Here is a 22,117-nt window from a genome sequence, read left to right as displayed (position 1 = left end):
CTTAATTTCCTTGCGAAACATCGGCTGGAGATGCAGTGGAAACCAAGGGAAGAGCAAGCAGGAGGAGAGGGCGGCATTCATGCTGACCAAGTCGAGCACGGAGCTGGTCCGGCAGAGAAACAGCGTGCTCGTGCTGTCCGTGCTGCGTCGCCACGGTGCGCTCGCGCATACCGAAATCTCCGATTCCACCGGGCTGTCATCGGCCACCATTTCGGCGATCACCACTGAGCTGGAAAAAGCCCAGATCATCGAAAAATCAGAACAGCAGCCGGCAAGCGGCCGCGGCCGGCCGCGCGTGCTGCTGCGCCAGCGGCGCGATTGCGGCTATCTCATCGTCGTCATCATCTCCTCGGATGCGGTGCAATATTCGCTGGTCGATTATGCCGGCAAGCTGATCGATCGCTTCAGCGAGGAACGTTCGCATGATCCGGCGGGTGCCGTGCGCTTCGTCGCGGCGGTGCGGGCCGGGCTTTTGCGCATTCTCGATCGCTCGAAGATCAGCCAAGAAAAGGTGCTGCTGATCTCGATCAGCAGCAAGGGGCTGGTCAATTCCACCGAGCCGGTTCTCGTCTGGTCGCCGATCTTCGGCAGCGACCAGATCGATTTCGAATCGGCACTCCGGCCGGAATGGCAGGCCAAGGTGATCCTCGACAACGAGACGCTGCTGGTCGCAGCCGCGCTCGGCGCGCGTGAGGAGATGGTAAAGGGCGCTGATTTCCGCTCGCTCGCAGCCCTTTCGCTTGGCCACAGCCTCGGTCTCGGCATCGTCAGGCGCGGGAACCAGACAGGCCAGGAGATATCGGCGCCCAATTTCGGGCACATGCTGCACATGGCCAATGGTGGGCTCTGCCGCTGCGGCACGCGCGGTTGCATCGAGGCCTATGCCGGTTTCTACGCGATCCTACGCAGCGCCTTCGAGGTGCCGCTCGATACGATTCCGGCAAAGTTCGTGCCGGTGGCGGAACTCGACAAGATCGCCGCAAAGGCGCGCCAGGGCCACCGCGTCTCCGCCTTCGCCTTTCGCCAGGCGGGGCTGGCGCTCGGCAACGGCCTGTCGCGCATGCTGAGCCTAACGGAGCGCATGCCGATCGCCATCACCGGGCCGGGCACGCGTTATTACGACCTGCTTCGGCAAGGGATAGAAGAGGGGCTGGGGCAGTCGCATATCGTGCGCATGGAAGGCATGCCCGAGATCAGGGTAGTGGCCGACGAGCAGATCCTCGTCTTCGAAGGACATTTGAACCGGGCGCTGTCGGTGATCGACGAGGATATCGTGCTGTCAGGGGTCCAGGGGGCGGCTTGACGGGGGTTCCGCGGGCGCTCGGACGCTGCCCCTCACCCTAACCCTCTCCCCGTAAACGGGGCGAGGGGACGTGCCCAACGAGAGGTGTGCGGGGAACGGAGAGGTCGCGGCCTATCCCCTTCGCCCCGCCTGCGGGGAGAAGGTGGCCCGAAGGGTCGGATGAGCGACTATCTGGGTTGTCAAGTTGCGCATTCGAATTCTCTTCGCGCATCCCGTGCTTTTGCATTGAGAATGACCAGCAGTTTTCGGGCGAGCGCAATGCGGATAACCATTTTTGGCTTGCCAGCGCTCTGCAACCTTTGCCTGAAGGCAGCCAAATGCGGATCGTACCTGGCCGCGGTGGCGGCGACCAGGAACAGGATGCCACGCGGTCCGGAGCGCCCGCCGCGCACCGGCCGGGGTCCGCTGCGTTTGCCGCTATCGTTGGCAATCGGCGCCAGGCCGGCCAGTTTGACGATCGCCTTGTTGGAGATTCGGCCGATTTCGGGCAGTTCGGCCATCAGCCGGGCAACGGTACGGTCCGCCACCCCCTTGATCGAGCGAAAGGCTTGGTTGAGGCAGGCCCAGAGCGGATCGTCGTCGATCATCGAGGCAATCTCGCCCTCAAGGGTGCGGCTCTGGCGCACCAGAAGCGCGATCACTTCGTCGAGGCTTGCCACACTCTGCTGATCGCGGGCAGCACTGCGGCGCTGCCTCTGGACGGTCAGATCGCTGGTGACCTGAGACAGCCGCGTCATCAGCGCCGACAGCCGCAGCTGCGCGGCTTTCGGCGGCGGCAGGGCAGACAGCCGCCTGGCCTCGGCATAATGGGCGATCATCGCCGCATCGATCCGGTCGGTCTTTTCCAGAAAGCCCATGGCCTCGGCAAAGCGGCGCACATGGCGCGGATTGGCAAGCGCGCAGGCGATCCCCAACTCCCACAACAGCAGGAAGGCCGAACGCTCGTAGCCGCCCGACGCCTCCATGACGACGAGCTCGACACCCTGCTCCCGGCAGAGCGCAGCCAGCGCGCCGATGCCGGCCGCATCGTTGCTGAAACGCTCAAAAACCCCGGACGGGCGGATAAACGCATCCAGCCAGTCCTTCGAAACATCCACTCCACATATAACTCTGTTCACGGTAACCTGCCTTGTGCGTGCGGTTGAAGCCAAGCGACTATTCGGTCGTACGTGACGATGACGAAGATCCCAGGCTCATCCACGGTTGTAACCGGAGGGGGAAACGGGCGACTTCGTCACGCCTCTGGCTGGGTGGCCACCCAGCCAGAGGCTCAATCGCTTCCATCGCACATAAAATCTAACATGCAGATACAAGGGGCTGGTCTCGTCGATTTCCTCGGGTCGGGAGGTCGCGTGACATTAAAATCATGCTCATGTCTCGATCCGCAGGAAACGTCTGAAACCAAACAGAATTAACGTCATCGGCTCAGCCGGACAACTGTAGCACAAGGCCGATGATGCCACCAAAGCGAAATGGCCGGGCGTGCGCCCGGCCATCTCATGCATGGCGTCCGGCCGGGAGAGGGCCGTCAGCCGATCTTGATGAGCTTGCCTTCCTTGACGGACTGAACCGCGGCATCGGCGAGTGCCAGCGCTGCGAGACCGTCGGCGCCGGAAGGCGAGATCTTCGAACCCTTCTCGATCGCGGCGATGAAGCTGGCGATCTCGTTGGCATAGGCTTCGGTATAGCGGGTCATGAAGAAATCGTGCAGCGGCGGGCGGGTATAGCCGTCGCCGTTTGCGACTTCGATGGAGACCGGGCGCTGGTTTTCGGCCGAGACCAGGCCCTTGGAGCCATGTGCTTCGATGCGCTGGTCGTAGCCATAGGTGGCGCGGCGGGAGTTGGATATGACGGCCTGCTTGCCGGATTTCGTCTGCAGGATCACCGAGACGCTGTCATAGTCACCGGCTTCGCCGATCGCCTTGTCGACGAGAACTGCAGCGGTCGCGAAAACCGACACCGGTTCTTCGCCGAGCAGGAAGCGGGCCATGTCGAAGTCATGGATCGTCATGTCGCGGAAGATACCGCCGGAGCGTTTGATATAGTCGACCGGCGGGGCGCCGGGGTCGCGCGAGGTGATCGTCACCATCTCGACATCGCCGATCTTGCCTTCGTCGATGACTTTGCGCACCGCCATGAAATGCGGGTCGAAACGGCGGTTGAAGCCGACCATCAGCTTGGCGCCGGTCTCTTCCACTACCTTGATGCAGGCCTTGACGCGGGCAACGTCGAGATCGATCGGCTTTTCGCAGAAGATCGCCTTGCCGGCGCGGGCGAAACGCTCGATCAGGTCGGCATGTGTATCCGTCGGCGTGCAGATGACGACGGCGTCTATATCCTTGGCTGCCTCGATCGCGTCGATGGTGCGGACCTCGCAGCCATAGGCGGAGGCGATTGCTTCGGCAGTCTGCGGAAAGGCGTCTGCGACCGCGACGAGCGTCGCATTGGCGTCGCCGCTGACGGCTTTTGCATGGACCTTGCCAATGCGGCCGGCGCCGAGAAGACCAAATCTCACTGTCATTTTAACCTCCCTTGAATTCGGAACAAATAAACCGAATTGTCAAAATTCTGGAATTTTCATTCCATCTTCTGTGAACCACGTCAAGCCCGCGGATCTTTCACATTTGCAAGATTCGAACCAGAGCCTGTCCCAGTCGGATTGAAGTTCTGCCGGAGCAGATTTTGGTCAGTGCGGAGCCGGTCGCCTCTGATCCTGGCGGAAAGATTCCCGGCCCTTCAGCCAAGAGAATACTTTAATCTGACCAGGAAAGGCCCTAGAACAGAATGATTTTAGGCCGGTCGGCCTAAAATCTGAATCCTGTCCTGCATTATATAGTTAGAGCATGACGTCGTCCGAAAACCGCTTACACTTTTCGGCATCATGCTCTAGAGACAATCGCGGCACGGGCCGACGGCCGTGCGACAAATGCGACCGCGGGGCAGGAATGAAACTCATCGATCCGAATCATCCGGCATATCGGCGCCTCTGGGTGCGGATTGCCATCGTTGCCGTCTGCTTCGGCTGGGCCGTGGTCGAACTTGTCACCGGCGATCCGTTCTGGGCGGTGCTGGCCGGGGGGGCAGGCGCCTATTCCTTCTATATGCTGTTCTGGACCTTCAATCCGCAGCCTCCTGCCATCGAGCGGCCCGTACAGCCTGACGCCGAGGACGAAGGCGAACCCGCGGCGGCCGCTGAAAAACTTTCGAAGGACGGGCAGGCGGAATAGTCAGCGGCTCAACCGCCGCAGCGCTTCGTCGATCAGCAGATTGGCCAGCATCATGCGCTTCGTCGCATTGTCACGGAAGGGCAATTCTACGCCATCGGGATGATTGGCGCGCGCGAAGGCGCGGCGCTTCTCGCGGAGTGTCAGCAGCGTATCGGCGGCGGAGATCGCCAGTTCTTCAGCAACCTCCTGCGGAGTCGTGCGCACGAGATGATCCGGCATGATGGGCTCGGGTGGAGGCGCAGGCGCCGGTTTCTCCACGACCCCAGCGACAGCATCGAGTTCCAGATTATCGAAATAGGCCTGGCCGACGCGCTGCGAGGCGACTGAGACGCCCGCCATCACATCGAAGGCAAGCCCGGTGCCGAGACCGGAGACACGATGGGCCGCCGGGGCTTCGGCGTCTTCGGTCGTCTCATCCTCCGCCATCAGCCGCTCGAGGACTGATTGAAATACCGACTGTCCGAACAGCATCCCGCCTTCCTTGAGAGCATCTCCGTTTTTTCTTCGAATCACGGAAATGCTCTATCTTTTTGTTCGCGCAATTCCGGACGTTAAAACCGCTGCACAGTTTTGCTGGAATTGCTCCAGGCGCACTAAAAGAGAGCAAGATGGCGCAGGGCTTGCGGCTGTCGTCAGCCGGCCTGCTTGTGACTCTCCTGGAGGATGATGTCGTAGAGCAGCCGCGCACTCGGCGGCAGCGCCCGTTCCCTGGCTGTGATCATGCTGTAAGGTTTGACGTTGATGTCGAAATCGATCGGCAGCATGCGCACATCAGAGGCATTCGAGCCCTGGCTGGCAAGGAACTGGGCGACGTCGACGGCAACGGGAGCGATCGCATCGGTTTCGCAGATGATGGCACAGGTCAGAAGCAGCGAGGAGGTGTTGACGATGTTTTCGGGCAGCGCCACGCCACGCGACAGGAAAACGTCCTCGATCGTGCGGCGCAGCAGCGTGCCCGGCGGCTGGAACACCCAGTCGTAATCCCTGACGTCGGAGAGGCTGCTCGTCTTCTGCTTCATGAGCGGATGGCGGCTGCGCACGATCAGGCAAGCCCGTTCGATGCCGATCTCGGTCACCTCGAACAGGCGCGGGTTGAGATCATCGGGAATGCGGCCGATGACGAAGTCGTGGCGGGCGGCGAGTAGCTCGCGGGCAAGCACGTTGCTCGTCTCCACCTGGATGTTGATCTCGATGCCTGGATAGGCTTTGCGCACCTTGTTGATTGCCGGCACGACAAGGCTCATGGCCGGCGCCGTCACCGCGCCGATGAAGACCGACCCGCCCTTGCCGCTTTTCAGTTCGCCGATCTCGCGGCTCGCCTCGCGCAGCTCCAGAAGGATCTTCCGAGCCCTTCGGGCAAGCGCTGCGCCGAAGGTCGTCAGCACGACGCCGCGGGCCACGCGCTCATAGAGCGACGTCTTGGTGATCGATTCCATTTCGGACAACATGCGCGATGCGGCGGGCTGCGAAATGTTCAGGACTTCCGCAGCTGCGGAAATCTGTCCACTATCTTCGATTGCGACGATCATGCGCAGGTGATTCAGCTTAAGTCCTGCACGCAAAAGGCCGTCATCGCCGAAATTATCGCTGTGGATATCGACGTGATCCATCAAAAATGGCTCAGAAATAATCGCCATGGTTGCAGCCTCCTCGCTGCGCTCCATCAAAAGTAATACTTTTTAACGATATACCAAAATTGTTATGCACGTTAGCACTTATTCTATTTGACAGTTATAGGAATCCATACCAGTTTGCCGCCGTGTGCTGGTTGGCACTCAACACGTGTGAGATCGTGGAGGAGACCTACTTCGTTTCTCACCATCTGAAGTAACTATCCAATACGGAACCTGCCACAGTTTCGGGGCGGGCGATTTTTCGTCCGCTGCTTATTAACAAGGGAGAGAGAAATGAAATCCATTATCTCATTGATGGCCGCGGCTGCCTTCGGCGTCGCTTCGTTCGTTGCACCGGCTCTTGCCGCGGATAAGGGCACCGTCGGCATCGCAATGCCGACCAAGGCTTCTGCCCGCTGGATCGACGACGGCAACAACATCGTGAAGCAGCTGCAGGCTGCCGGTTACGGCACTGACCTGCAGTATGGCGACGACGACATTCCGAACCAGCTTTCGCAGATCGAAAACATGGTCACCAAGGGTGCCAAGGTTCTCGTCATCGCTTCGATCGACGGCACGACGCTTTCCGACGTCCTCCAGAAGGCACACGACGCCGGCATCAAGGTCATCGCTTATGACCGGCTGATCCGCGATTCGGGCAACGTCGACTACTACGCCACTTTCGACAACTTCCAGGTCGGCGTTCTGCAGGCTGGCTCCATCGTTGACGGCCTCGGCCTCAAGGATGGCAAGGGCCCGTTCAACATCGAACTGTTCGGCGGCTCGCCGGACGACAACAACGCCTTCTTCTTCTATGATGGCGCAATGTCCGTCCTGCAGCCCTACATCGACAGCGGCAAGCTCGTCGTGAAGTCCGGCCAGACCGGCATGGACAAGGTCGGCACACTGCGTTGGGATCCGGCAACGGCCCAGGCCCGCATGGACAACCTGCTCTCGGCCAACTACACCGACGCCAAGGTCGATGCCGTCCTGTCGCCTTACGACGGTCTGTCCATCGGTATCATCTCCTCGCTGAAGGGCGTTGGTTACGGTACCGCGGCTCAGCCGCTCCCGATCGTCACCGGTCAGGACGCTGAAATCCCGTCGGTCAAGTCGATCATCGCTGGCGAACAGCACTCGACGATCTTCAAGGACACCCGCGAACTCGCCAAGGTCACTGTTGCCATGGTCGACGCCGTCATGTCTGGCAAGGAGCCTGAGGTCAACGACACGAAGACCTACGACAACGGCGTCAAGGTCGTTCCGTCCTATCTGCTGAAGCCGGTTGCCGTCGACAAGACCAACTATAAGCAGATCCTCGTCGACAGCGGTTACTACTCTGAAGACAAGCTGAAGTAATGAGAAGGACCGGAACCCGCGCTTGCGGGTTCCGGTCTTCGATTTTATGATCGCCCAGCCGCTTGACGGCTGTCGGCGCTGGAACTTTGACTATGGACAATACCATCCTCGAAATGCGGAGCATCACCAAGACGTTCCCGGGCGTCAAGGCGCTGGAGAATGTGAACCTCAAGGTTCGCCAGGGTGAAATCCACGCATTGGTGGGCGAAAACGGGGCCGGCAAATCGACCCTGATGAAAGTGCTATCAGGCGTCTATCCCACAGGAAGCTATGAAGGCGACATCGTCTACGAAGGCGAGACGCGCAACTTCAAGGTCCTGAAGGACTCAGAAGAAATCGGCATCGTCATCATTCACCAGGAACTGGCGCTCGTGCCGTTGCTGTCGATCGGCGAAAATATCTTCCTCGGCAACGAGAATGCCAAGAGCGGCGTCATCAGCTGGGACGAGACATTCAACCGCACGAAGCAGCTGCTGAAGAAAGTAGGCCTGTCCGAATCTCCGAACACACTGGTGACCGACATCGGCGTCGGCAAGCAGCAGCTCGTCGAGATCGCCAAGGCGCTGTCGAAGAGCGTCAAGCTGCTCATCCTGGACGAGCCGACCGCTTCGCTCAATGAACGCGATTCCGACGCGCTGCTCACTCTGCTCATGGAGTTCCGCAAGCAGGGCATCACTTCGATCATCATTTCCCATAAGCTGAACGAGATCCGCAAGGTCGCCGACCAGATCACGGTCCTGCGCGACGGCATGACGGTCAAGACGCTCGACTGTCACGCGGACGAGATCAGCGAAGACATCATCATTCGTAACATGGTCGGTCGCGATCTCGAGGACCGCTATCCTCCGCGTTCGGTGCCGATCGGCGAAACCATTCTCGAAGTCAAGAACTGGAACGCCTATCATCAGCAGCACCGCGACCGTCAGGTCCTGCACAATATCAACATCACAGTCCGCAAGGGCGAAGTCGTTGGTATCGCTGGTCTGATGGGGGCGGGGCGCACCGAATTCGCCATGAGCCTGTTCGGCAAGGCCTATGGCCACAAGGTTTCGGGCGAGGCGCTGATGCACGGCAAGCCGGTCGACGTCAGCACCGTGCGCAAGGCGATTGACGCAGGTCTCGCCTACGTTACCGAAGACCGCAAGCAACTCGGCCTCGTCCTCAACGACACGATCCTGCACAACACGACGCTCGTCAATTTGAAGGCGGTGTCGAATGCGTCCGTTATCGACAGCGTCAAGGAATCCAGGGTTGCGACCGACTATCGGTCGAAGTTGCGCATCCGTTCCTCCAGCATCTTCCAGGAGGCGGTCAATCTTTCCGGTGGCAACCAGCAGAAGGTGGTGCTGTCGAAGTGGCTGTTCTCCGATCCGGATATTTTGATCCTCGACGAGCCGACGCGCGGCATCGATGTTGGCGCAAAATATGAAATTTATACTATCATCAACCAGCTTGCCGCCGATGGAAAGGGCGTTCTGATGATCTCGTCGGAAATGCCCGAACTGCTCGGAACGTGTGACCGCATCTACGTGATGAACGAAGGACGCATCGTCGCAGAACTGCCGAAGGGAGAAGCAAGCCAGGAAACCATCATGCGCGCTATCATGCGCTCAGGGGAGAAGAAACAATGACGCCGATCAATCAACCCATCGCTGAGCAGGGGCGTGTCGTCTCGGTCGGAGACTACGTTCGCGGCAACATCCGCGAATACGGCATGTTTATCGCCCTCATCGCGATCATGGTGTTCTTCCAGTTCTCGACCGGTGGCGTTCTCTTCAGGCCGCTCAACCTGACAAACATCATTCTGCAGAACTCGTTCATCGTCATCATGGCGCTCGGCATGCTGCTGGTGATCGTCGCTGGCCATATCGATCTTTCCGTCGGCTCGGTCGTCGGCTTCATCGGCGCCATCGCCGGCGTGATGACGGTGCAATGGCACACCAATTATGTCCTGGCGGGTATTATCTGCCTTGCCATGGGCGCGCTTGTCGGCGGCGTCCAGGGCTATTTCGTCGCTTATCACAAGATCCCGTCCTTCATCGTCACACTGGCCGGCATGCTGGTCTTCCGCGGCCTGACGCTGTTCGTGATGACGGCATCGGGGACCGGCACCAGCATCGGTCCTTTCCCGCCGGCTTTCCAGTTGATCAGCATCGGCTTCCTGCCGAACGCTTTCGATATGGGCGGCATCAACTCGACCTCGATCATTCTGACCGTTGTCGGCGCCGTAACCCTCTTCTACCTGGCATGGCGCAAACGTCTATCGAATGAAAAGCATGGCAATGACGTCGAGCCGCTGGGCTTTTTCCTCGTCCAGAACGCCCTCGTCACCTTCGCCATTCTGGTGCTCGGTTACCAGCTGTCGATCTATCGCGGCTTCCCGAATGTGCTGATGGTCATGCTTGTTCTGGTGGCTGCCTATGCCTTCATTACCCGCCGCACGACGATCGGCCGCCGCATCTACGCCATGGGCGGCAATGAGAAGGCGACGAAACTTTCCGGTATCAACACCGAGCGGCTGACCTTCCTGACGTTCGCAAACATGGGCCTGCTTGCCGGACTGGCCGGACTGATCGTTGCCCTGCGTCTCAACTCGGCAACGGCCAAGGGCGGCTTCGGTCTCGAACTCGACGTGATCGCGGCCTGCTTCATCGGCGGCGCATCCGCCCAGGGCGGCGTCGGCAAGGTGACCGGCGCTGTTATCGGCGCTCTGATCATGGGCATCATGAACAACGGCATGTCGATCCACGGTCTCGGCACCGATTCGCAGCAGATGGTCAAAGGCGCGGTGCTCCTCGCCGCCGTGTTCTTCGACGTCTACAATAAGAACAAGGGCTGAGCGCTTCCTAAGCGCCAGCCAGGCATTCGCAGTCCTATGAATGATGGATTCCGGCTCCTGATGGAGCCGGACAGGCGGAGCTTTTTCCTGTCTTCGCCGAAACGAGAAGGATCGAAGACGTGCTTATTTCACAGATCAAGGGTGCAAACGGAGAGATCGTCGTTGCCGTTCGCGAGCCGGGCGGCGTTGCCAAGTCGGTCAAGAACGCCGTCAGCGTCTATGCGCTGGCGATGGAGGCCGCAGACGGCGGCAAGTCCCTTGCCTCAGTCATCGAGGTGCATGGCTATGGCGACGCCGTCGATCTTGAAAAGGCCTATGCGGAAGGCCGCTTCTTGCCGCCGATCACCCATCCCGACGCCGCCCATCTGCATCTGACCGGCACTGGCCTGACGCATTTGGGATCGGCGGCAACGCGCGATTCCATGCACAAAAAGACCACGGAAGCCGCCGAGGAAACCCTGACGGACTCGATGAAGATGTTCAAGATGGGCCTTGAGAACGGCAAGCCGAAGGCCGGCGAAAAGGGCGTCCAGCCTGAATGGTTCTACAAGGGTAACGGCTATGGAGCCGCAGCCCCCGGCGCGCCGCTGGTTTCGCCTTCCTTCGCGCTCGATGGCGGCGAAGAGCCTGAAATGGCCGGCATCTACGTGATCGCCAAGGACGGCTCGCCCTTCCGTATCGGCTTTGCGCTGTCGAACGAATTTTCCGATCACGTCACCGAGCGGATCAACTATCTCTATCTCGCCCATTCGAAGCTGCGTCCGGCAAGCTTCGGCCCGGAAATCCGCGTCGGCGCGGCCCCGGAAGATATTCGCGGCACCTCGCGCATCAAGCGCGGTGACAAGGTGATTTTCGAAAAGCCGTTCCTGTCCGGTGAGGCGAACATGTCGCACACCTTCGCCAATCTGGAATACCACCATTTTAAATATGGCCTCTTCCGTGTTCCGGGCGATGTTCACGTCCATATGTTTGGTACGGCGACCCTTTCCTTTGCCGACGGCGTCAAGACCGAAGAGGGCGATGTGTTCGAGATCGAAGTCGCCGAATTCGGCTTGGCGCTCCGCAATCCGCTTGAGGTGGCCGCCGAGGAAGAGATCGCCGTCAGGCAGCTCTGATTTGAAGACCCGGCCGCATTCGGCGGTCGGATCATGCTCGTAAACGGTAGAGGAGGCTTGTTGAGCCCATGACCATTTATCAAAACCTGATCGCCGGCGAATGGGTCGGCTCGAACGCGACGAAGAACATCAACCCGTCGGATACGAACGAGATCGTCGGCCTCTATGCCGACGGCAGCGCTGATGACACGAGAAACGCCATTGCCGCCGCCAAGGCCGCCTTCCCGGCCTGGTCGCGCTCCGGCATCTGGGAGCGCCACGTCATCCTGAAGAAGGCCGGCGACGAGATCATGGCGCGCAAAGACGAGCTCGGTGCGTTGCTTGCCCGCGAAGAAGGCAAGACGCTGCCGGAGGCGACCGGCGAGGTGATCCGCGCTTCGCAGATCTTCGAATTCTTTGCCGGCGAGGCGCTGCGGTTGGCCGGCGAGGTTCTCCCGTCGGTTCGTCCGAATATCGGCATCGAGATCACCCGCGAGGCTCTCGGCGTCATCGGCATCATCACGCCGTGGAATTTCCCGATCGCCATTCCCGCCTGGAAGATCGCGCCGGCGCTCTGCTACGGCAACACTGTCGTCTTCAAGCCGGCCGAACTGGTGCCCGCCTGTTCCTGGGCGATCGTCGACATCCTGCACCGCGCCGGCCTGCCGAAGGGCGTGCTGAACCTCGTCATGGGCAAGGGCTCGGTGGTCGGTCAGGCCATGCTCGAAAGCCCCGACGTTCACGGCATCACCTTCACCGGTTCCACCGGCACCGGCAGACGTGTCGCCGCCGCCTCCATCGAGCATAACCGCAAGTTCCAGCTGGAAATGGGCGGCAAGAACCCGATGGTCGTGCTCGACGATGCCGATCTCAACGTCGCCGTCGAGGCGGCCGCCAATTCCGGCTTCTTCTCAACCGGCCAGCGCTGCACCGCCTCCTCGCGGCTGATCGTCACCGAAGGCATTCACGACAAGTTCGTCGCAGCACTCACCGACAAGCTGAAGACGCTGGTCGTCGACAACGCCCTGAAGGCCGGCACTCATATCGGCCCTGTCGTCGATGAGCGGCAGTTGAAGACCGATACCGACTATATCGATATCGGCAAGTCGGAAGGCGCCAAACTCGCCTTCGGCGGCGAGGTGATCTCGCGCGACACGCCCGGCTTCTACCTGCAGCCGACGCTGTTTACCGAGGCGACCAACCAGATGCGGATTTCGCGCGAGGAGATCTTCGGGCCTGTGGTCTCGGTGATCCGGGCGAAGGATTACGACGAGGCGCTTGCCATTGCTAACGATACGCCGTTCGGCCTTTCGGCCGGCATCGCCACGACGAGCCTGAAACATGCGACGCACTTCAAGCGCAATTCCGAGGCCGGCATGGTGATGGTGAACCTGCCGACGGCAGGCGTCGATTTCCACGTGCCGTTCGGCGGCCGCAAGGGCTCGTCCTACGGCCCGCGCGAGCAGGGCAAGTACGCCGCCGAATTCTACACAACCGTCAAGACCGCCTACACCCTGGCTTGAGACAAGTGCGATAACCCGGGCCGTACGAGGCCGTCCGGCGATATCCTGAAGGATAGAGACTATGAAAAAGAAAGCGGAATGGCCGCGCAGGCTGAGGTCGCAGGAATGGTACGGCGGTACGAGCCGCGATGTGATCTATCATCGCGGCTGGCTTAAGAACCAGGGTTATCCGCACGACCTGTTCGACGGCCGGCCGGTGATCGGCATCCTCAACACCTGGTCGGATATGACCCCGTGCAACGGTCATCTCAGAGAGCTTGCCGAGAAGGTGAAGGCGGGTGTATGGGAGGCTGGCGGCTTCCCGCTCGAGGTACCGGTGTTCTCAGCATCCGAAAACACCTTCCGTCCGACCGCGATGATGTACCGCAATCTTGCCGCGCTTGCGGTGGAAGAGGCGATCCGCGGCCAGCCGATGGATGGCTGCGTATTGTTGGTCGGCTGCGACAAGACCACGCCGTCACTTATCATGGGGGCCGCTTCCTGCGACCTGCCGTCGATCGTCGTCACTGGCGGACCGATGCTGAACGGCTATTTCCGCGGCGAACGGGTCGGCTCGGGCACGCATCTGTGGAAGTTTTCCGAAATGGTGAAGGCCGGCGAGATGACGCAGGCCGAATTCCTCGAGGCGGAAGCCTCGATGAGCCGTTCGTCGGGCACCTGCAACACCATGGGTACCGCCTCCACCATGGCTTCCATGGCCGAGGCGCTCGGCATGGCGCTTTCCGGCAACGCCGCGATCCCGGGCGTCGATTCCCGCCGCAAGGTCATGGCGCAGCTGACCGGCCGGCGTATCGTGCAAATGGTCAAGGACGACCTGAAGCCCTCCGAGATCATGACGAAGCATGCCTTCGAGAATGCCATCCGCACCAACGCGGCCATCGGCGGATCGACCAACGCCGTCATCCATCTGCTCGCGATCGCCGGCCGTGTCGGCATCGATCTTTCGCTTGACGACTGGGACCGCTGTGGCCGTGACGTGCCCACCATCGTCAACCTGATGCCGTCGGGCAAGTATCTGATGGAGGAGTTCTTCTATGCCGGCGGCTTGCCGGTGGTGCTGAAGCGCCTCGGCGAGGCGGGCCTCCTGCACAAGGATGCGCTGACGGTATCAGGCGAAACCGTCTGGGACGAGGTCAAGGACGTCGTCAACTGGAACGAAGACGTTATCCTGCCGGCCGAAAAGGCGCTGACAGCTTCGGGCGGCATCGTCGTGCTGCGCGGCAACCTCGCGCCGAAGGGCGCGGTGTTGAAGCCTTCGGCGGCTTCGCCGCATCTGCTGGTGCACCGGGGCAGGGCTGTCGTGTTCGAGGACATCGACGACTACAAGGCCAAGATCAACGACGATAACCTCGATATCGACGAAACCTGCATCATGGTCATGAAGAACTGTGGGCCGAAGGGCTATCCCGGGATGGCCGAGGTCGGCAATATGGGGCTGCCGCCGAAGGTGCTCAAGAAGGGCATCCTCGATATGGTGCGCATTTCCGACGCCCGCATGTCGGGGACGGCCTACGGCACCGTGGTGCTGCATACATCGCCGGAAGCGGCGGTCGGCGGGCCGCTGGCGGTCGTGAAAAACGGCGACATGATCGAGTTGGATGTGCCGAATCGTCGTCTGCATCTCGACGTTTCCGAGGAGGAATTGGCACGGCGGCTCGCCGAATGGCAGCCGAACCATGATCTGCCCACATCCGGTTATGCCTTCCTGCATCAGCAGCATGTCGAAGGGGCCGATACCGGCGCCGACCTCGACTTCCTCAAAGGATGTCGCGGAAATGCGGTCGGCAAGGACAGCCACTAGCGCGGTTCAATCCATAACGAGAAAAAGGCGGGGCACCACCCCGCCTTTTTCTTTGCACTTGTTCAATGCGGAAATGGCCCTATATTCCGTATAGATGTACAGGAGATATAGTCATGTCCAAGACAGTCGGCGCGGCCGAGTTCAAGGCGAAGTGCCTAAACCTTATCGACCAGATGGGGAAGGACGACGAATCTATCGTCATCACCAAGCGCGGCAGGCCGGTTGCCGTGCTTTCGCCGGCACGTGACACGAGCGGACGCAGAAGTATCATCGGCGCGATGAAGGGCAGCGTATTGCGCTATGACGATCCGCTATCTCCGGCTGCTGAAGCAGAAGATTGGGACGCCGTTCGTTGATCGTCATCGACACGCATATCCTCGTCTGGGCAATGCAGGACGATGCGCGCCTCGGATCACAAGCCCGGCGCATCATCGACGAGATGACGGAGAAAAGCCGGATTCTGGTTTCGGCGATTACACCTTGGGAAATCGCCTTGCTTGTTCAGAAGGGACGCCTGGCGCTCGGCGACGATGTCGGTCGATGGATCGATAGCGCATTGTCTCTGCCCGGTATCCAGCTCGCACCGATTGAGCCTTCCATCGCGATAGACAGTGGTCGGCTGCCTGGCGAGTTTCATGCCGATCCCGCCGACCGCATCATCGCTGCAACAGCCCGTTTTCACCGCGTCCCGTTACTTACGGCCGACCAGGCGATCCTCAGCTACGGCGCGCGCGGGCACCTCCGGGTTCTTGCAGCGGGATAGGCTTTGGGTGGAGCCGTCAGTTGCTGTCTTGGGACGGGGCCATGGTATCCGGCGGCCCAAAACAATCCTGCTCTTGCCGTTTGAGACCGCCATGCTGCGATCCTCGTTGGCACCATGTTCGAAGAGCGCACGGATCGCCGCCATTTGCGGCCAATGAAAAATTGACGAACGGCAATTATGACGTGCGCCACACGCCGGAAGCAGGCGGAATTTCGGGACCGTCCGTCTCTATATTCAAGTCCAATATGTTAGTTTCGCGGCGAGCTCGGCAGCTATTCTATCGGCCCTTCGCAGCGTGCGGTAAAGCTATCTGTACGCTCCGCTCAGTTCTGGCTCTGGCTTTGCATTTGTCCGCCGTCCTCGACCTTCACGGTGACCGACAGCGTTTCGCCCGGCGTGCCGATGCGCATGCCTGAAATCGGCGCGGCGTCGCGATAGCAGAGACCGGAGGCGACTCTGATGTAGCGCGCATCCGGGCAGATCTCGTTGGCGGGATCGAAGCCGACCCAGCCGAGGCCGGGAATATGGGCCTCGGCCCATGCATGGGTCGCAGCCTGTTCGATCTTTTCTTCCATCATCAAATAACCGGAGATGTAACGCGCCGGCACCTGCAGGGCGCGGGCGGCGGCGATGAAAATATGCGCATGGTCCTGGCAGACACCGCTCTTCTTCTCCAGCGCCTGTTCGGCCGTCGTCTCGGTGTTGCTGGTGCCGGGCTTATAATCGACCGTCTGGTGGATTGCTGCCATCAGCGCGTGCATACGGGCAAGCTCGTTATCGCCACCGACGTCCTTGATCAGTTCCTTGACCAGCTTGCCGCCCTTGGTCAATGGCGTGTCGCGCAGGAAGAGCCAAAGCGGGCAGAAGCCGGTATGCGGGCCGGTGACGCCGTTGTTGTCTTCCGTCTCGACCTCGCCTTCGGCGAGGATGCGCGTCACATCCTGCTCGCCTTCCAGCGAGACCAGATTGACGTGATTGCCGTACTGGTCGTCATATTCCACTTCGGGCGTGGCGCCCTCGACATTCAGCGCCCAGCCGAGCACTTTCTGAGCGGAGCTGGTCGGCGGCGTCAGCCGCAGCCTTTGCAGCGAGAACTGAGTCGGTCCGTCGTAGCGGTATTCGGTGAGGTGGCTGATCTTCAATCTCATATTGTTATCCGCTTATGCATAGAACCGGTAGCCGTCGGAAATTTCCGCGCCGAGCTTGTTATTGCGCGAGACGAAATCCTCCAGGAACTCGTGCAAACCCTGATCCATGATATCCCGGATCGCCCTTGTCTGCAGTGTCTTGCGGATTGAATCCGCGGTATCGTGGGCGGGAAGCCGCTCCTCGTAATCCTGGGCGAGATAGCCGAGATTGCTGACGATCTTCTCGTAGCAATAGGCAAGCGAGCGCGGCATCTGGACATTGAGGGTCAGGAAGTCGGCGATGTTCATCGCCCGGTATTCGCCGTCATAGGCCCAGCTATAGGCGCGGTGCGCTGAGACCGAGCGCAGAATCGATTCCCACTGGACGTTGTCGAGAGAGGAACCGACTGATGAAACCGACGGCAGCAGCACGTAATATTTCACGTCGAGAATGCGGCTGGTATTGTCGGCTCGCTCGATGAAAGTGCCGATGCGGGCAAAATTATAGAGCTCGTTGCGCAGCGTCGAACCATGGAAGGCGCCGCGGATGAGGCCGGCGCGGCGCTTGATGACATCAATCACCTCTGGCATTTCGGCCGCCTTGACTCGCTTTTCGAGCAGCGACTTCAAGTCGATCCAGCATTCGTTGGTCGCTTCCCAGGTCTCCCGCGTCAGCGCCGTGCGCACCATACGGGCATTGTTGCGGCCGGAATCGATGCAAGACATGACGCTCGACGGATTAGTGCGATCGCGCAGGAGATAGTCGATCGCGTCGGCGTTGGTCAGCTTGTTGTGGCCTTCGTCATAAGCCTCGCGCACGCCCGCACTTTGTAGAACGCCATCCCAATTGTCATCGCCGGTGCTGCTGCGGGTCAGCGACATGCGCAACCCCGCATCGATCAGGCGGGCTATATTTTCGGCGCGCTCGATGTAGCGAAACATCCAGTAGAGGCCGTTTGCTGTTCTTCCGAGCATCAGTCCTCCAATACCCAAGTGTCTTTGGTGCCGCCGCCCTGGCTAGAATTGACCACCAGCGAGCCTTGCTTCAGCGCTACACGGGTGAGCCCGCCCGGAATGATCTGTACCCTGTCGGATACAAGCACATAGGGGCGAAGGTCGACGTGGCGCGGAGCAATGCCTTTGTTGACGAGGATGGGCACGGTGGAGAGCGACAGCGTCGGCTGAGCGATGTAATTGTTCGGCTTGGCCTTCAGCTTCTCGGCGAAATCGGCACGCTCCTTCTTCGATGCGGTCGGGCCGACCAGCATGCCGTAGCCGCCCGAGCCGTGTACCTCCTTGACGACGAGGTCTTCCAGGTGTTCCAGCACATATTTCAGGCTGTCGGCTTCCGAACAGCGCCAAGTCGGCACGTTTTCGAGCAGCGCCTTGCGGCCGGTATAGAATTCGACGATCTCCGGCATATAGGAGTAGATCGCCTTGTCGTCGCAAATGCCGGTGCCTGGCGCATTGGCGATGGTGATGTTGCCGGAGCGGTAGACATCCATGATACCGGGAATGCCGAGCGCGGAATCGGAGCGGAAGGTCAGGGGATCGAGGAAGTCGTCGTCGACGCGGCGGTAGAGCACATCGATCGCCTCGTAACCGCGTGTCGTCCTCATCTTCACCTTGCCGTCGATGACGCGCAGATCCGCGCCCTCGACCAGTTCGACGCCCATCATGTCGGCGAGGAAGGAATGCTCGTAATAGGCGGAATTATAAATGCCCGGCGTCAGCACGGCGACGCGCGGCTTGCCCTTGCAGCCGGGAGGGGCGAGCGAGGCGAGGCTCTGACGCAGCAGATAGGGATAATCCTCGACGCGCTGCACCTTGTTCTCATGAAAGAGCTCGGGGAACATCTGCATCATGGTTTCCCGGTTTTCCAGCATGTAGCTGACACCGGAGGGCGTGCGCGCATTATCCTCCAGCACGTAAAACTGGTCCTCGCCGGTGCGCACGATGTCGGTGCCGACGATGTGGGTGTAGACGCCGCCGGGCGGTCGGAAACCGATCATTTCGGGAATGAAGGTGACATTGTTCTCGATCAGCTCACGCGGAATGCGCCCGGCGCGGATGATCTCCTGCTTGTGGTAGATATCGTCGAGAAAGGCGTTCAGCGCGATCACCCGCTGCTCGATGCCTTGCGCGAGCCTGCGCCATTCGCGGGCGGAGATGATGCGGGGAATGATGTCGAAGGGGATGAGCTTTTCGGAACTGTCGGCATGGCCGTAGACCGCGAAGGTGATGCCTGTCTTCCGGAAGATGTTTTCCGCATCGCGGGACTTGGCAATCAGATGCGCCCGGTCTTGGCTGTTGTACCACTCGAAGTATTTGTCGTAAGGCGGGCGAGGACTTTCGTCCCCGGTAATCATTTCATCAAATGCCAAAAGCGCGGCTCCCCTTTTTGTTCATTTGAATACAACGCAAATGGCAATGCAAGAACCATGCGCAGTTCGAGGAAAAGATTTTGCGCTGCGAGAAACGGGTGAAAATCTGGGCATTTTAAGTGATGCAGTGCGGCATGATGGATGGGTGATCCCGAGGCTTGCGCAAAATCTGAGCATGTGATCGCTTTTCGTTCGGGCAAGACGGTCGAATATGGTCACGCGCGTAGGCGCCCCGCCGCCCTCCCTCCTTGGTAAACGCCGGCTGGCGCGACCGCCCTGGGTCTCTGCCATCAGCGAAATTTCAAATAAACATCAACGCTTCGCCTTTGACGGCAGCCGCCGGGTGGGGCTATCAGCACGGCGACCCTTCTCTCCCGAGCCGCCCCATGTCCTTCGATCGCCTTGCCCCCGCCGTTTTCGTCCTACTCTGGTCCACGGGCTGGGTAGTGGCGAAATATGCCTCGCTGCATTCCGAGCCCTTCACTTTTCTTTCGATACGTTACGCGCTGTCGGCGGCGGCATTCCTGGCGCTCTGCCTGGTGGTGCGGGCGCAATGGCCGAAAAGTCGGGCGACGGCGCTACGCGCCATCTATTCCGGTTTCTTCCTGCATGGCTTCTATCTCGCCGGTCTCTGGTGGGCCATCGCCAATGGCGTGCCGGCCGGCATATCGGGCATCATCGCGGCGCTGCAGCCGCTGCTGACGGCAATGGCAGCTCCCATCCTCATCGGCGAGCGGCTGCAGCAGGCGCAGAAACTTGGCCTTGCCCTCGGTTTCATCGGCATTGCCATTGCCATTTCGCCGAAGCTGCTCGGCCCAGCGACCGCCGATCTCACACATGCAGCCCTGCCGCTGGCGATTAACCTCGTCGCCATGGCGTCCGTCACCTACGGCACGCTCTATCAGAAGAAGCACCTGCAATCCGGCGACCTCAGAACCATCGCGACTTTGCAATATATCGGCGCGCTGATCCTCACCCTGCCGCTTTCGCTGATGTTCGAGCATCAGCATTTCGACGGCACCGAGCAGGCCTATGGCGCGCTCGCCTGGTCGGTCTTCGGTCTGTCGATGGGCGGCGTCGGGCTGCTGCTTCATCTGATCCGCCGGGGTCAGGTGTCGCGCGCCGCCTCGCTGATCTACCTGATGCCGCCAACGGTCGCTCTCGAAGCCTTCATCGCCTTTGGGGAGCCGCTAACCCTGCCGTTGATCGTCGGCACCGTGGTGGTGGTGACCGGCGTCTATCTCACGAACCGCAAGGCGCTCAGCCAAGACCGGCCCGCGGCGGCGTAGATAACAAAAAGGCCGGAAGATCCCCCGGCCTTTCCGCTTTTTCAGTCGTTCAACTATCAGGCGCGTTCGCGGCGCTGGCCGCCGCCGTTGCGGGAGCCGGAGCCACCGCGACGATTTCCGCCGTTGCCGTCCCGGCGCGGTTCGCCGGCCTGGGCCTGCTGCGGGCCGCGGTCTTCGCCATGCTTGCGGGCCGGACGGCCATGGGCGTGGCGGCTGTTGCCGCGGTGATGGCCGCTCGGTTCGCCATTGGCGTGGGCAGGACGCTGCGGCTTTGCCGAGGGGCGGAAGTCGGAGGTCGAGGCCAGATCGTTGTCAGGACCGAGATTCGGGGCCGCTTCGCCGCGGCGCTGGCCACGGAAATCCTCATTGCGGCCGGTCGGGCGCTCCGGACGCGGACGACGCTCTTCGCCGCCGGCGCGGACTTCGCTGCCTTCACCTTCGAGGCGCGGGCGGCGTTCCTGACGGCTGCCGCGATGCTCCGAACGGTTCTGGTCGCCGCGGCCTTCGCCGCGACCCTGACCTTCGCGACCCTGGCCGCCATTGCGATTGCGGTTATTGCCGTTGCCATTGGCGCGACGGGGCGCGCCGTTCATGTTTGCCGGAGCTTCACCGCTGGCGACAGTGATGTCGATGCCCATCAGGCGCTCGATATCACGCAGCAGCCTGGCTTCATCGGGAGCGCAGAAGGCGATGGCGATACCGTCGCGGCCGGCGCGCGCGGTGCGGCCGATGCGATGGACATAGGCGTCAGGCACTTCAGGCAGATCGTAATTATAGACGTGGCTGACAGCCGGGATGTCGATGCCACGGGCGGCAACGTCGGTGGCGATCAGCGTCTTGATGCTGCCGTCGCGGAAGGCCTTCAGTGCCCGCTCGCGCTGACCCTGGCTCTTGTTGCCGTGGATCGAGGCGACGGAATAGCCGATGTTTTCGAGATGCTTCATCAGCTTCTCGGCACCATGCTTGGTGCGCAGGAAGACCATGGCGCGGCCATCAGGGTTTTCGGTAAGCGACTTGCGGAGCAGTTCCGTCTTGTCGTTCTTGCCAGCGACGAAATGCACGTACTGCTCGACCTTGTCGGCAGCCTTGCCCGGAGGCGTGACTTCGACCTTGACGGGATCGACGAGATATTCGCCGGCAAGATCGGCAATCGCCTTCGGCATGGTGGCCGAGAAGAGCATGGTCTGGCGCTTCTTCGGCACCATCTTGGCGATCTTGCGCAGATCGTGCACGAAGCCGAGGTCGAGCATCTGGTCGGCTTCGTCGAGCACCAGATAACGAACCGCAGTTAGCGTGATCGCGCGGCGATTGACGAGGTCGAGCAGGCGGCCCGGCGTGGCGACGAGGATGTCGGTGCCCTTTTCGAGCTGAAGCTGCTGCTTGTTGATCGAAACGCCGCCGACGACGACATTGATTCGCAGCGGCGACTTGCGGATGAACTTCTTCAGGCTCTCGGCGATCTGGTTCACCAGTTCGCGGGTCGGGGCGAGAATCAGCGTCCGCGTCGTGCGGTTGTCGGGACGCCGTTCGTCGGCAAGCAGCTTTTCGATCAGCGGCAGGCCGAAAGCGGCGGTCTTGCCGGTGCCGGTCTGGGCGAGGCCGATGAGATCGCGGCCTTCGAGGAGGAGAGGAATTGAATGTTCCTGGATCGGCGTCGGCGTTTCGATGCCGAGCTGGAACAAAGTAGCGACGATCGGCTTGGAGACACCAAGCGATTCAAAATTAGTCAAGGTATAACCTTTCGGGGCGCCACAATGACTATCGCCGGAACGCACCATGCGATCCGGTTTCATTC

Annotated in this window: 19 protein-coding genes; 11 read left to right on the top strand and 8 right to left on the bottom strand. The window is 60.7% G+C overall.

The genetic code is table 11. The features are described from left to right. Nucleotides 1-79 precede the first annotated feature (79 nt). Nucleotides 80-1,303 (top strand): ROK family transcriptional regulator, encoded by a 1,224-nt coding sequence (locus tag N2600_RS16325; protein ID WP_260296810.1) that lies wholly within the window; start codon nt 80-82, stop codon nt 1,301-1,303. Between the two features lie 179 nt (nt 1,304-1,482). On the opposite strand, the gene N2600_RS16320 is transcribed toward N2600_RS16325, so the two are convergent. After that, on the bottom strand, nt 1,483-2,421 hold the full coding sequence (locus N2600_RS16320; protein ID WP_260109994.1) for an IS110 family transposase: 939 nt from the start codon (nt 2,419-2,421) through the stop codon (nt 1,483-1,485). Between the two features lie 410 nt (nt 2,422-2,831). Beyond that, on the bottom strand, nt 2,832-3,824 hold the full coding sequence (gene iolG, locus N2600_RS16315) for an inositol 2-dehydrogenase (protein ID WP_017965470.1): 993 nt from the start codon (nt 3,822-3,824) through the stop codon (nt 2,832-2,834). 424 nt (nt 3,825-4,248) lie between these two features. Here iolG and N2600_RS16305 point away from each other — a divergent pair, with 424 nt between their 5' ends. Next, a complete protein-coding gene (locus N2600_RS16305) occupies nt 4,249-4,530 on the top strand; it encodes a hypothetical protein (RefSeq protein WP_260296809.1) in 282 nt (93 codons plus the stop codon). Here the strand turns inward: N2600_RS16305 and N2600_RS16300 are convergent, their stop codons facing one another. Both N2600_RS16300 and N2600_RS16295 read right to left on the bottom strand, forming a co-directional pair. Then, nucleotides 4,531-5,001 (bottom strand): hypothetical protein, encoded by a 471-nt coding sequence (locus tag N2600_RS16300; RefSeq protein ID WP_170257238.1) that lies wholly within the window; start codon nt 4,999-5,001, stop codon nt 4,531-4,533. Between the two features lie 161 nt (nt 5,002-5,162). After that, on the bottom strand, nt 5,163-6,167 hold the full coding sequence (locus N2600_RS16295) for a LysR family transcriptional regulator (RefSeq protein ID WP_260296808.1): 1,005 nt from the start codon (nt 6,165-6,167) through the stop codon (nt 5,163-5,165). A gap of 270 nt (nt 6,168-6,437) precedes the next feature. Here N2600_RS16295 and chvE point away from each other — a divergent pair, with 270 nt between their 5' ends. From chvE to N2600_RS16255, 8 genes are all read left to right on the top strand, one after another. After that, nucleotides 6,438-7,502, top strand: a complete 1,065-nt coding sequence (chvE, locus tag N2600_RS16290; RefSeq protein WP_003561803.1) for a multiple monosaccharide ABC transporter substrate-binding protein — start codon at nt 6,438-6,440, stop codon at nt 7,500-7,502. 92 nt (nt 7,503-7,594) lie between these two features. Continuing rightward, nucleotides 7,595-9,133: a multiple monosaccharide ABC transporter ATP-binding protein gene (mmsA, locus tag N2600_RS16285; RefSeq protein ID WP_164577199.1), complete on the top strand. Its 1,539-nt coding sequence runs from the start codon at nt 7,595-7,597 to the stop codon at nt 9,131-9,133. After that, entirely contained in the window at nt 9,130-10,341 is a 1,212-nt protein-coding gene (mmsB, locus tag N2600_RS16280) for a multiple monosaccharide ABC transporter permease (RefSeq protein ID WP_017965465.1), read from the top strand. Before mmsA ends, mmsB begins: the two co-directional genes overlap by 4 nt. A 119-nt stretch (nt 10,342-10,460) precedes the next feature. Continuing rightward, nucleotides 10,461-11,456 carry an AraD1 family protein gene (gene araD1 / locus N2600_RS16275; protein ID WP_222387046.1) on the top strand — a complete coding sequence of 332 codons (996 nt, stop codon included), beginning with the start codon at nt 10,461-10,463 and terminating at the stop codon, nt 11,454-11,456. A gap of 68 nt (nt 11,457-11,524) precedes the next feature. Further along, nucleotides 11,525-12,958 carry an aldehyde dehydrogenase family protein gene (locus N2600_RS16270; RefSeq protein WP_017965463.1) on the top strand — a complete coding sequence of 478 codons (1,434 nt, stop codon included), beginning with the start codon at nt 11,525-11,527 and terminating at the stop codon, nt 12,956-12,958. A gap of 61 nt (nt 12,959-13,019) precedes the next feature. Further along, nucleotides 13,020-14,759, top strand: coding sequence for an L-arabinonate dehydratase (gene araD / locus N2600_RS16265; RefSeq protein ID WP_162116441.1), 1,740 nt, complete (start codon nt 13,020-13,022; stop codon nt 14,757-14,759). Nucleotides 14,760-14,872: 113 nt separating this feature from the next. Continuing rightward, nucleotides 14,873-15,115: a type II toxin-antitoxin system Phd/YefM family antitoxin gene (locus N2600_RS16260; RefSeq protein WP_017965461.1), complete on the top strand. Its 243-nt coding sequence runs from the start codon at nt 14,873-14,875 to the stop codon at nt 15,113-15,115. Next, the gene (locus tag N2600_RS16255; RefSeq protein ID WP_260296806.1) at nt 15,112-15,522 is read left to right on the top strand and encodes a type II toxin-antitoxin system VapC family toxin; all 411 of its coding nucleotides are present in this window, start codon (nt 15,112-15,114) and stop codon (nt 15,520-15,522) included. The genes N2600_RS16260 and N2600_RS16255 overlap by 4 nt, the downstream gene beginning before the upstream one ends. Before the next feature lie 323 nt (nt 15,523-15,845). Here the strand turns inward: N2600_RS16255 and N2600_RS16250 are convergent, their stop codons facing one another. The 3 genes from N2600_RS16250 to N2600_RS16240 are packed head-to-tail and all read right to left on the bottom strand — an operon-like array spanning nt 15,846 to nt 19,033. Beyond that, nucleotides 15,846-16,670 (bottom strand): transglutaminase family protein, encoded by an 825-nt coding sequence (locus N2600_RS16250; RefSeq protein ID WP_222387044.1) that lies wholly within the window; start codon nt 16,668-16,670, stop codon nt 15,846-15,848. A 12-nt stretch (nt 16,671-16,682) separates the two neighbouring features. Beyond that, nucleotides 16,683-17,624: an alpha-E domain-containing protein gene (locus N2600_RS16245; RefSeq protein WP_017965458.1), complete on the bottom strand. Its 942-nt coding sequence runs from the start codon at nt 17,622-17,624 to the stop codon at nt 16,683-16,685. Then, nucleotides 17,624-19,033 carry a circularly permuted type 2 ATP-grasp protein gene (locus N2600_RS16240; protein ID WP_017965457.1) on the bottom strand — a complete coding sequence of 470 codons (1,410 nt, stop codon included), beginning with the start codon at nt 19,031-19,033 and terminating at the stop codon, nt 17,624-17,626. Before N2600_RS16240 ends, N2600_RS16245 begins: the two co-directional genes overlap by 1 nt. Nucleotides 19,034-19,419: 386 nt before the next feature. Here N2600_RS16240 and N2600_RS16235 point away from each other — a divergent pair, with 386 nt between their 5' ends. Continuing rightward, a complete protein-coding gene (locus tag N2600_RS16235) occupies nt 19,420-20,322 on the top strand; it encodes a DMT family transporter (protein WP_170279032.1) in 903 nt (300 codons plus the stop codon). A gap of 56 nt (nt 20,323-20,378) precedes the next feature. Here the strand turns inward: N2600_RS16235 and N2600_RS16230 are convergent, their stop codons facing one another. Next, nucleotides 20,379-22,100 carry a DEAD/DEAH box helicase gene (locus tag N2600_RS16230; RefSeq protein WP_017965455.1) on the bottom strand — a complete coding sequence of 574 codons (1,722 nt, stop codon included), beginning with the start codon at nt 22,098-22,100 and terminating at the stop codon, nt 20,379-20,381. Nucleotides 22,101-22,117 lie beyond the last annotated feature (17 nt).

This window comes from Rhizobium sp. WSM1274, from assembly GCF_025200775.1.
Taxonomy (GTDB): Bacteria; Pseudomonadota; Alphaproteobacteria; order Rhizobiales; family Rhizobiaceae; genus Rhizobium; species Rhizobium leguminosarum_I.
This window is presented reverse-complemented; position numbering and strand designations above follow the sequence as displayed.

Coding starts and splice junctions, on each gene's coding strand:
- N2600_RS16325 (WP_260296810.1), top strand. CDS start 80: ATGCTGACCAAGTCGAGCACGGAGCTGGTCCGGCAGAGAAACAGCGTG.
- iolG (WP_017965470.1), bottom strand. CDS start 3,824: ATGACAGTGAGATTTGGTCTTCTCGGCGCCGGCCGCATTGGCAAGGTC.
- N2600_RS16305 (WP_260296809.1), top strand. CDS start 4,249: ATGAAACTCATCGATCCGAATCATCCGGCATATCGGCGCCTCTGGGTG.
- N2600_RS16300 (WP_170257238.1), bottom strand. CDS start 5,001: ATGCTGTTCGGACAGTCGGTATTTCAATCAGTCCTCGAGCGGCTGATG.
- N2600_RS16295 (WP_260296808.1), bottom strand. CDS start 6,167: ATGGCGATTATTTCTGAGCCATTTTTGATGGATCACGTCGATATCCAC.
- chvE (WP_003561803.1), top strand. CDS start 6,438: ATGAAATCCATTATCTCATTGATGGCCGCGGCTGCCTTCGGCGTCGCT.
- mmsA (WP_164577199.1), top strand. CDS start 7,595: ATGGACAATACCATCCTCGAAATGCGGAGCATCACCAAGACGTTCCCG.
- mmsB (WP_017965465.1), top strand. CDS start 9,130: ATGACGCCGATCAATCAACCCATCGCTGAGCAGGGGCGTGTCGTCTCG.
- N2600_RS16270 (WP_017965463.1), top strand. CDS start 11,525: ATGACCATTTATCAAAACCTGATCGCCGGCGAATGGGTCGGCTCGAAC.
- araD (WP_162116441.1), top strand. CDS start 13,020: ATGAAAAAGAAAGCGGAATGGCCGCGCAGGCTGAGGTCGCAGGAATGG.
- N2600_RS16260 (WP_017965461.1), top strand. CDS start 14,873: ATGTCCAAGACAGTCGGCGCGGCCGAGTTCAAGGCGAAGTGCCTAAAC.
- N2600_RS16250 (WP_222387044.1), bottom strand. CDS start 16,670: ATGAGATTGAAGATCAGCCACCTCACCGAATACCGCTACGACGGACCG.
- N2600_RS16245 (WP_017965458.1), bottom strand. CDS start 17,624: ATGCTCGGAAGAACAGCAAACGGCCTCTACTGGATGTTTCGCTACATC.
- N2600_RS16235 (WP_170279032.1), top strand. CDS start 19,420: ATGTCCTTCGATCGCCTTGCCCCCGCCGTTTTCGTCCTACTCTGGTCC.
- N2600_RS16230 (WP_017965455.1), bottom strand. CDS start 22,100: ATGGTGCGTTCCGGCGATAGTCATTGTGGCGCCCCGAAAGGTTATACC.